Here is a 10,031-nt window from a genome sequence, read left to right as displayed (position 1 = left end):
TGAAATTCATGCACGTGTAGCAGTCCTCAACAGATTTACGGAATTAGGTCGACCACTTACCCAAGTTACGCCTTAAATTTGGCTCAATTAGGGGGCTTTGTATTTCAAATCTTTGTGCAACAAAGCCAAACAGAATTGTCTACATTTTTTTGGCAAGGGACATGGATGGTGATTTTAGGATCCCTTATTTGTTGGGTCTCAACAAATTGGAAAATAATGAGTCAAAAAATAAAAAGATATATAGATATATTCTAATAAACTTTTGATTATTTACATGATGCAGAATTAGTTTCAGGCTAATTCCAGATTAATTATTTGGTTAAGCCTGAATCACTAAATAGCATTTAATAAATTAACTCCTTACCCGTGTCCGTTCTGGGTCATAAAAAGGCAAACTGGTGACGCGCGCTTTTAAGCGTTTTTTTAAGCCATCCAACTGACCCACTTCCAGCTCTGTTCCGACAGATGCATATTGCGGCGCAAGGCGGCACATGGCAATTTGCTGATGCAACAATGGAGAATTTGCAGCACTGGTTACAACGCCAATTGGGAAACGTCCTACAAATACAGGGTCACCATGCTGAACAGCTTCATTGCCCTGTAAAATCAGCCCCATCAGCTTGTGTCGGCTTTCTGGTGCTTGGTTCAGCATTGCTTGCTTACCGATAAAATCTTCCGTTTTGGTTTTCATCGGCACAGTGAAGCCAATGCCGGCTTCATAAGGATTTGTCTCAGCGCAGAACTCATGCTGTGCAAAGATTAAACCTGCTTCAATACGCAGCATGTCCAAAGCGTCAAAGCCCATAGGCGCAATACTATAATGCTGTCCTGCATGCCATACAGCATCCCAAACTTCTGCTGCATCGTTAGGGTGGCACCAGATTTCAAAACCCAGTTCGCCAGTATAGCCTGTGCGTGAGACCATGAGTGGAATGCCATCAGGTCCACCCAATTTGCCTAAAGTAAAATGAAACCATGCCAATTTTGATACATCAGGCTGATGCTCAGGCGTCCATATTATTTGCTCCAAGAGCGCGCGGCTTTGTGGCCCTTGTACTGCAATATTATGAATATGTGCAGATGAATTGCGGATACTAACCTGATAGCCATGTTGCTGCGCGAGCTGTTTTAGCCATGTGCCGGAATATTCATCGCTGCAAATCCAGCGGAAACAGTTTTCACCCATACGGAAAATCGTACCATCATCGACCATGCCGCCTGTGTCTAAACACGAGGCTGAATATGCAATTTCTCCTACTGCCAATTTACGCACATTTCGGGTCAGGGCATATTGCATGAAGGCTTCTGCATCGGGGCCGGTAATTTCAAATTTGCGCAAGGCGCTTAAGTCAATCATTGCGACACGTTCACGGCAGGCCAAATACTCTGCTTTTGCGCCCCAGCCGTCATATTCATTGGCAATCCAAAATCCATGATATTCACTGATTTTGGCAGTCAGTGCTTGGATGCGCGGGAAAAAACCAGATGCTTGAGTCATACGGGGCTGTTCCTCTGGGTCAATTCGGTAATGTTGTGAACGCGGAAATTCCTGATCTTCATCATAAATCCGCACAAAAATATCTGTCGGTATCCAGCCATTGGAGGGATCAATATCGTCTGGGCAGGCGGAAGATGCGCAGAGTAGATCGCGTGATGCACGCAGTAATACAAAGTCCCCTGGCTTTGACCACGGCTCTGCCATACTGATTGCACCGTTAGCTTCAGCAAAGGTATTGTAAAATAGGTTAATGGCTGGCCAAGATGCACGGTTGGAAATGCCATAAGGCTTCAGCACTTGATTGAAATTGTCTGTGCAGGAGATATGCTCGAAGTAGCCAGAATCATTATAAAATTTAGGACTGCAGGCATTCAGGAACATGTCATGGCGTCCGACAGTATCCTGCACCGTTTCAGCGAGAGCTTTCATATCTGTGCCGTAAAATTTGGCATGCAGTCCAGGTGCAGGAACGCTATGGCCCAAAATGGTTCGTGTGGCCGCTGCATCCAGTCCAATTTCTTCACCTGCTTTTAGGGCGTGCTCATCAAAAGCCAAAAAATCAGAACATTGTTTACCTGAAAGATCAATAATTTGAACCCATTGACCTGCTTTAACATGGTAGGTACGCGCAGTAGCGCGAGGTACCAGTATTTCTTGTATCGGCGCAGCGAGTGGTGGCGGTAGATAATGTGTCAAAGGCACTGCTTTAATTATGGTAATTGCAATTTCTTCGACACAGGACTGCTGTGTAACGTCCATATCTAGTCCAGTATTCAGTACAGCGATACGCAGTGCAGCGGTTGCCTGAAATTTATATTTACCACTGTGTGTAAGGGTTAAAGCTTGCTTAAGTACATCATGATCAATGTCATGATGCGTCAACTGCTGCTGCAGTCTAGTCGCAGTTGCCGAACTTTGTGCTAATTGTGCAAAGCTTGCGGTAGCTCCGTTATTTATCCATGCGCTAGGAGGTTGCTCCTGAATCAGCAGATCAGGCTGTAACTGATGTTCGCTATTCCAAATCAGCAGGTCAACACTTTGCTGATCTGGGAGATCCAGCAGAATGCGATCGCCTGCTTCTAATTGAAATATCTGCACGCTCTGCGCATCCACTCTTAAATGCAGTTCCTGTAAGCGAGGCTGTAAATGGATATAGTCATCCATTGCATCATTTGAAAATGCTTGCCCCAAAGGTGGAAGAAGATTTCCCATGCGATAACTCGCTGTATGGCTTTGATTTTATCTATTTCACATGGCAGATGCAGTTTAAACAATTTCTCAAGAGAGATACCTTGAATAGGGTATGTCAGTGACTTGGCATGATTACTGCTCAAATAAATTTACTATGAGGAATATTTGATCATTATGGTGCACTGACAGAGTGAAGCGATGAATTTAGGCCAGTTCAAAACAGTACATGTGCCGCAGGTGCATGATCAAGATGATGTCTATGCGCAGTTGCAGTGTAGTCAGCTGGAATTGTTTTATGCGAAAACTCAATTGCACTTACTGCAGTTACAGGACTTGCACGCGGAATTACCCGCATTTCTCAGATTACTGAAACAGAGTAGTCCACTTGAACAAATGCCTGAGACCTGCTTGGTCATGTGTTATCCGTTTACTCAGGAATGCTTCATTTTTCATGCACTGGATGGCGCCTTGGCGCAGCACGATATTCGGCTGTTGCAAGAACAGCTACTCTCAAGGTCATCGCCGCAGCTAGAGCAGCAGGACACCGAGTTTGCATTAAGGCAGCATAAGTGCAATTTGCTGTTAATGGGCAGCAGTTGTGCTGTCTGGCGGGTGTATTTGAATGTGCCTAGAGATTTTTTAGAAACTGAATTTTTGCAGCAATTGGATACACAGCTGGCGCTCGGCTTTCAAAAGCGGGAAGCGCAGCAGAATAAAATTCAGCAGATTTTACAGCAAGAGCGCCGTGAATTTTCAGCAGAACTGCATGACAGTATTGCTCAGATCATTGGTTTTTTAAGACTTAAGTCAGCTCAGCTGAACCAGCAATGCCAGCAGGAGGTGCTTTATGCACCGTTAGTGGAACAAACTGCAGAAATTGCCTCATATACGCATTATGCCTATCAGCAGATACGTGAACTGATTACCGCCTCACGGCTGACCTATCAAGAATTGGATTTTTCCACTGCATTGAAAAAAATCATCACTGAGTTCGAGCATCAATCCAGCATTGCATTTGGGCTGGATAACCGTGCTTCTAAGCTGAAAGTCAGCGCTAAACAGTCGGTACAGCTGCTGTACATTATTCGTGAAAGCTTGAGCAATATTGTGCGCCATTCACATGCTACTACGGCTGTAATCAGTATTCGGCAAACAGGACGGCAGCTGCAGATTCACATTTCAGATGATGGGCGCGGCATGCATGCTGCTCAAAAACGTGCAGACAGTTTTGGGCTGGACATTATGCAGGAGCGAGCTGAACGCATTGGTGCTGAACTGCGTATTGAGCCAAATACTCCGCAAGGCACACGTGTACAGCTGAGCTTAGATATGATCGCAGATACATATAAATGAACTGAAGCAAAGGTCTAATCAGTATTTCAAAAATAAAAGAGGGATCAAAACAATGAATAAATTTGCAGTCAGCATCGTCGATGACCATGCACTATTCAGGCGTGGGGTAGCCGATATTATCCGCCAGTCTGCTGATTTTCAGGTACAGAAGGAATACAGCAGTGGCTTAGATTTTTTAAATGAATTGCCACATGCGGATATTGATGTACTGCTGCTGGACGTGCAAATGCCAGAAATTACGGGTATAGAGGTGCTAAAGCAAATACGTGAAAAGCAGGCACATTTTAAGGTCATCATTTTAACTGCAAGTTTAGAAGACAGTATTGTGCTGGATGCGATCCGCTATGGCGCCAATGGCTTTCTGCCAAAAGATACGTTGCCGGAAGACATTCTGCTGAAACTGCAGCAAGTGATGCAGGGCGAAATAGTACTGCACGCCAATGGCATTCATGTGCTGGCAGAGCAGTTTCGGCATTCAGCGCCTTTGACAGTTGTACAGCCACTGGATAAGACAGTACTTGAAACACAGCGTAAATTGCTGTTAGAAATGACCCAGCGTGAACAGGAAACTTTAAGGCTTATTGCCAAAGGGTTAAACAATAAATTAATTGCACGTGAGCTAGGCATCAGTGACGGTACAGTGAAAGTTTATGTCAAAAATCTGCTGCGTAAACTGAGTGTACATTCACGTTTAGAGCTGTCGGTATGGGTACATCAGCATTTGAACAGTTCAGATTTTGAAATCCACTCTATTGAACGGCATTTTTAGCTTCAATCAGCTTTTGTACAGGAGTAGAGATGTTACCGCTTTTAAATCTGGAAACCGATCAATCCGCTGCTGAATTAGAGTTGTTTTGGTCTGCTGCTTTTGAGCAGTTTCAAGATATCGTATTGCTGCTAGATGCAAATGGGAAAATTCTGCGCAGCAATTCAGCTTGGTGCAATATGATGCAAAAGGCACAGCCTAGCCAGCAAGCTCATTTGCATGAGCTGCTATACAATCATATGTTCGGCACTGCTGCTGTGCAGGAATTACCGCTGCCAGATCTAAAAGCATGGCTGTACCCCGATGACGTTCTAAAACTGCAATGTGTTTTGATGAACCAAAAGCCACAGAAATTATTGCTGCCTTTGCTGCTACCAGCACAGCCTTTGGCATGGTTTAGCTTAAACTTTCAGCCGCTGTTTTCAACGCAGCTGCCGCATGCATTATTGGGCTGGTGTGTGATTGGCGCTGAACAAACTAAACTGATTCAAACGCAGGAACAGCAGGGTGCCGCTCAGCGTAGCTTGAATGATTTGCTGTCACGGCTGCCGCTGATGCTGTACCGTTCGCGCAATGATTGGAATTGGACGATGGATTATGTCAGCAGCGGCTGTGAACAGCTGACCGGCTGCAAGAGTCAAGATTTAATCAATACGCCTATTTATGGGCAGCTGATTCACAAGGATGATCAGCAGTATGTCTGGGAGAGTATTCAACAAGCCTTGCAGCACCATACGGTATTTAGTTTGCAGTACCGTTTGCTAAGACTTGATCGACGCATTGTGCAGGTTCAGGAAGTGGGTCAAGGATTATATTCGCACAGTGATATGGTGCTTGGCGTCGAAGGTGCGGTATTCGCAGTGTAGTGTAAACTTGTCTATTCAGTATTAAGTCATCGGCTATTTTTTATCCCCTAATGCATACTCCATCTGAGGAATTTCTAATTCAAAGCGGCCTGTCTAAGGTAAATGGCATCACGGCAGTTTTGTTTTAGACAAATCACATGGAGATTCACCATGACACGAGTTGCAATTATTGGCGCAGGGCCAAGCGGGATGGCGCAGCTGCGCGCGTTTCAATCAGCACAGAGCAAAGGTATAAACATACCCGAAATGGTGTGCTTTGAAAAGCAGGCCGACTGGGGCGGGCAGTGGAATTATACTTGGCATACAGGTATGGATGAACATGGCGAACCTGTACACAGCAGCATGTACCGCTACTTATGGTCAAATGGCCCAAAAGAATGCTTAGAGTTCGCGGATTATACATTTGATGAGCATTTTGGCCGGCCAATTGGTTCTTACCCGCCGCGTGCAGTACTTTGGGACTATATAAAAGGACGAGTGGAAAAGGCGGATGTACGCAAATATGTCCGCTTTAACAGTGCAGTGCGCAATGTACAGTTTAATGCTGAAACTAAGCAATTTTCAGTCACTGTGCATGATCATGCAGTGGATTCTGTATATACAGAAGGCTTTGATTTTGTTGTTGTGGCATCAGGCCATTTTTCCACGCCTAAAATTCCTGAATATGAGGGCTTTGGCAGTTTTGGCGGGCGCATTTTACATGCGCATGATTTCCGTGATGCATTGGAATTTAAGGATAAAAGCGTACTCTTGATTGGCAGCAGTTATTCTGCTGAAGATATTGGCTCGCAGTGCTATAAATATGGCGCTAAACAGATTATTAGCTGTTACCGCAGTGCACCTATGGGCTATCACTGGCCAGAAAATTGGTCGGAACGTCCGCAGTTACTGCGCGTCGATCAGACACATGCATATTTTGCAGATGGAACATCAGCACAGATTGACGCTATTATTTTATGTACGGGCTATTTGCACAGTTTTCCCTTTATGGAAGAAGATTTACGCTTAAAAACCAACAATATTTTATATCCGCAGCATTTGTATCAAGGGGTAGTGTGGGAAGCTAATCCGCAGTTATTTTACTTGGGCATGCAAGACCAGTGGTATTCCTTCAATATGTTTGATGCACAAGCATGGTACGCGCGTGATGTCATGCTGGGCAAAATTGAACTGCCAAATTTTGAGGATATGCAAACGGATACTTTGGCTTGGCATGAAGCTGAAAAGCAACTTGAAGATGCACCGGCAATGTTTAAATTTCAGGGCGACTATATTATGCGCCTGATTAATCAGACTGATTATCCAAGCTTTGACATAGAATCCGTTAGGCTGACTTTTTTGCAATGGAAGCAGCATAAAAAAGACAACATTATGGCTTTTCGAGATCATACCTACCGCTCACTCATGACTGGCACAATGGCCAAACCACATCACACAGCTTGGATTGATGCCTTAGATGATTCCTTAGAAGCTTATTTACAGAATGGGCCATCCATACAGCAAAAAGCGGGCTAAATTTATAGTTTTAATAGAATCGCCGCGGTCTTAAATACAAAGACATTTAGTACTCATTGATCGTTTTATGATTTCAAAAAATCTTCAATTTCCTGTTTGGCAGCTGTTTATCAGCTGCTTTTTTTATAGTTACTCCCACATTCTTATGTATAAGAAAGATTCGCGCCAACAGGGTGTTTTACCTCTTAGGGGGTATGTTTTAAAGGGAATGGCGGTGTTTATCAAAAAACTTTAAATATTGATTATTAAGTTTTTATAAGAGGCTGAACCAATGATGGAAGCCATGCACAGTACGCCTAAATACCAAAGTCTGGATGCTTTAAATTGGAATGCTCCAGCATTTTTAGTGCTGACTCAGTCTGCGGATTCAGCGCTTGCTCAGCAACTAGAGCTCCGTTTGCAGCCCCATCAGAAATTGCAGGTGTTAAGTTTGCCTGATGCAGCTGATGAGTCCTTTGCCCATTTTTGCAATCAAGTACAAGCGTCTTTGCAACAAGCCAAGGCAGGAATGCATACCGTGATCTGCGGTGACGAGTCCTTTATGTGGATGATGCAGCAATGCGCCGTACGTAGCGGCAGTTTAAAAGAAGAAATCAGTTTGCTGCTTGAAGGTGGTATTAGGCAGGCCCAAATGAAAAAAGTGTACTGCGTGCACTGCGGTCATACGCAAAAAACGTCGGCAGATGATTTTTGTGCATGCGCAAACTGTCAGGTAGAGCTTTTAATCCGAAGTCATTTTTCAGAACGGTTAGGCGCGTATATGGGGGTGTGTGCCAATGCACATCAGCCGATGGGAGCAGCTTCATGAATCAATCAATTGCCGTCAGTGTGACCAAAATTCAGCAAGTTACGCCGATGATTAAAGAATTCAGCTTTGAAGCGCTGCATCAGCCTTTAATGCCCTTTTCTTCTGGCAGTCATGTGGTAGTGCAGCTGCCTATAGCAGATCGGATAATCCGAAATGCATATTCTCTGTTGAATGATCCCTATGAACAGCACCAGTATCAAATTGCAGTACGGTTGCAGGATAACTCACGCGGCGGTTCTAAATATTTGCATGAAAATATACAGGTGGGGGATCAGCTGCAGATTTCAGCGCCGCTGAATTTATTTTCGCTGCATTCTCAAGCGCAGCACCATGTATTTATTGCTGGTGGAATCGGCATCACGCCATTTTTATCGCATATGAAATATTTGCTGCATGCTGGGCATAGTTTTGAGTTGCACTATGCCTGCCGTGACGGCATCAGTAATGCTTATGAAGATATGCTGCTGCAACTGTTTCATGACCATGTACAGATTTATTCAGAAAAAAACCAGCAGCGTCTGGATATTCAAGCATTGCTGCAAAAACAACTTTTGAGCAGCCATGTTTATATTTGCGGGCCAGACCGGTTAATACAGGCCGTAACCGGCTGTGCATCAGCGCTAGGCTGGTCACTCAAGCGCGTGCATTGGGAAGCGTTTACATCACCATCTGCAGGTGCACCTTTCGATGCAGTACTGAACAAAAGCCAGCGGAAAATTCATGTGCCCAGCGATTTCAGCTTATTGGAAGCATTGGAACAGGCAGGGGTTGAAGTACCGAACTTATGTCGCGGTGGCGTTTGCGGTCAGTGTGTGACGGCATATAGCCAAGGTGAAGTTGAACATTTGGATCATTACCTCAGCGTGCAAGAGCAGGCTGCACAGTTAATGCCTTGTGTGTCACGTGCGAAGCAGGGCACTTGCCTGCACTTAGACCTTTAAACGATAAAATTTACTCGCTTTGGGAGATCACAATGACGATTCAATTTAACCCCAATGAAAATATGCACGGCCAATTTCATTATCAGAACAGTGCAAAAGCCATTGCCCGATTTCCGTTTCCATTTCCAGAAGACAGCTATATGTATTCGGTCAATATTGAACCTGCAGTGTCTAGGCCCGATACGATCTTTGAGCATTGGTTTGATGTTGATGAGCACTATGTGACAGAAATGAATGAACGCCGTCTGACTTTGGCGCAAGACCCGAAACGCTGCATTGTTATGCCGCATATGCAGCAGGCCAGCTGGGATTTTTTAGAAATGGTCATGCTGCGATATTCGACAGATTATCCAGCGCATTTTGTCTTAGAGCGTGATGGCCTGAATTGGCATTGGATCAATAAGCCGCTGCAGATAGATGTGCATTTTATTTTTGGTGATGCACAAAGCTTAGAAATGCATCCATTTGAGTTTATCAGCCGGCAGTTTCAGGGTGATGTCGCTTTGCTTGACCAGCGTGACGGCGATTTATATATGGATGCAGGCATGATCACTGGCCCAGCAGACTGGTCTTTAAATTTTGATGCGGGCATGAGCTTTAAGCAATGGCATGCACCTGTTCCAAAGTTGGCGCATAACTTAGGTGTATTTGAACGCGCTTTAAAGTTTCTGCTGAATATTCAAGTCGGTCAGCCTTATCGACGTTTAAATTGGACCATGACCATTAATCCACGCATGGATACATCATCTGAAACCTACCATTTATGGGGGCATGAGCGAGGCATGGTCACGGCAGAAAATGCAGGGGAAATGGTACATCTGCGTGTTGAACTGCAAATGATGCCACGCCTTGCTAAGAGCAATGCTTTGCTGTTCAGCATTCGTACTTATCTCATCAGTTTAAATGATTTATGCACCAATCCAATATGGGCAAAACGTTTATACCGCGTGATCCGTGATTTGCCTGAACCTATAGCGGAATACAAAGGCATACACGAATACCGTGAGCCATTGTTGCAATGGCTAAGCCAGTTTGATCTTTCAGAAGATTAATGAAGACCTAAAACTTACAGAACAATTTTTTAACTGAATTT

At 44.4% G+C, this 10,031-nt stretch carries 8 protein-coding genes; 7 read left to right on the top strand and 1 reads right to left on the bottom strand.

What is annotated here, in order from left to right; all coding sequences use genetic code 11:
* Positions 1-352: 352 nt before the first annotated feature.
* Complete coding sequence (locus FTU12_RS07580) at positions 353-2,710, bottom strand: DUF1989 domain-containing protein (RefSeq protein ID WP_180114101.1); 2,358 nt, start codon at positions 2,708-2,710, stop codon at positions 353-355.
* Between the two features lie 177 nt (positions 2,711-2,887).
* On the opposite strand from FTU12_RS07580, the gene FTU12_RS07575 reads away from it, so the two are divergent.
* The 7 genes from FTU12_RS07575 (at position 2,888) to FTU12_RS07545 (ending at position 9,990) form a co-directional block, all read left to right on the top strand.
* Positions 2,888-4,042, top strand: a complete 1,155-nt coding sequence (locus tag FTU12_RS07575) for a sensor histidine kinase (RefSeq protein WP_257227299.1) — start codon at positions 2,888-2,890, stop codon at positions 4,040-4,042.
* 52 nt (positions 4,043-4,094) lie between these two features.
* The gene (locus tag FTU12_RS07570; RefSeq protein WP_180114100.1) at positions 4,095-4,811 is read left to right on the top strand and encodes a response regulator; all 717 of its coding nucleotides are present in this window, start codon (positions 4,095-4,097) and stop codon (positions 4,809-4,811) included.
* A gap of 29 nt (positions 4,812-4,840) precedes the next feature.
* The gene (locus FTU12_RS07565) at positions 4,841-5,674 is read left to right on the top strand and encodes a PAS domain-containing protein (protein WP_180114099.1); all 834 of its coding nucleotides are present in this window, start codon (positions 4,841-4,843) and stop codon (positions 5,672-5,674) included.
* Between the two features lie 150 nt (positions 5,675-5,824).
* Entirely contained in the window at positions 5,825-7,189 is a 1,365-nt protein-coding gene (locus FTU12_RS07560) for an NAD(P)-binding domain-containing protein (RefSeq protein ID WP_180114098.1), read from the top strand.
* 271 nt (positions 7,190-7,460) lie between these two features.
* Positions 7,461-7,997 (top strand): dimethylamine monooxygenase subunit DmmA family protein, encoded by a 537-nt coding sequence (locus FTU12_RS07555; RefSeq protein ID WP_180114097.1) that lies wholly within the window; start codon positions 7,461-7,463, stop codon positions 7,995-7,997.
* A complete protein-coding gene (locus tag FTU12_RS07550) occupies positions 7,994-8,938 on the top strand; it encodes a PDR/VanB family oxidoreductase (RefSeq protein ID WP_180114096.1) in 945 nt (314 codons plus the stop codon). Before FTU12_RS07555 ends, FTU12_RS07550 begins: the two co-directional genes overlap by 4 nt.
* A gap of 32 nt (positions 8,939-8,970) precedes the next feature.
* Positions 8,971-9,990, top strand: a complete 1,020-nt coding sequence (locus tag FTU12_RS07545; RefSeq protein WP_180114095.1) for a DUF3445 domain-containing protein — start codon at positions 8,971-8,973, stop codon at positions 9,988-9,990.
* Positions 9,991-10,031: the final 41 nt, after the last annotated feature.

The organism is Acinetobacter sp. YH12063 (assembly GCF_013419715.1).
Classification (GTDB): Bacteria; Pseudomonadota; Gammaproteobacteria; order Pseudomonadales; family Moraxellaceae; genus Acinetobacter; species Acinetobacter amyesii.
This window is presented reverse-complemented; position numbering and strand designations above follow the sequence as displayed.

Bases quoted from the DNA above. Each gene is read 5' to 3' on its own strand.
- FTU12_RS07580 (WP_180114101.1), bottom strand. From the start codon at position 2,710: ATGGGAAATCTTCTTCCACCTTTGGGGCAAGCATTTTCAAATGATGCA.
- FTU12_RS07575 (WP_257227299.1), top strand. From the start codon at position 2,888: ATGAATTTAGGCCAGTTCAAAACAGTACATGTGCCGCAGGTGCATGAT.
- FTU12_RS07570 (WP_180114100.1), top strand. From the start codon at position 4,095: ATGAATAAATTTGCAGTCAGCATCGTCGATGACCATGCACTATTCAGG.
- FTU12_RS07565 (WP_180114099.1), top strand. From the start codon at position 4,841: ATGTTACCGCTTTTAAATCTGGAAACCGATCAATCCGCTGCTGAATTA.
- FTU12_RS07560 (WP_180114098.1), top strand. From the start codon at position 5,825: ATGACACGAGTTGCAATTATTGGCGCAGGGCCAAGCGGGATGGCGCAG.
- FTU12_RS07555 (WP_180114097.1), top strand. From the start codon at position 7,461: ATGATGGAAGCCATGCACAGTACGCCTAAATACCAAAGTCTGGATGCT.
- FTU12_RS07550 (WP_180114096.1), top strand. From the start codon at position 7,994: ATGAATCAATCAATTGCCGTCAGTGTGACCAAAATTCAGCAAGTTACG.
- FTU12_RS07545 (WP_180114095.1), top strand. From the start codon at position 8,971: ATGACGATTCAATTTAACCCCAATGAAAATATGCACGGCCAATTTCAT.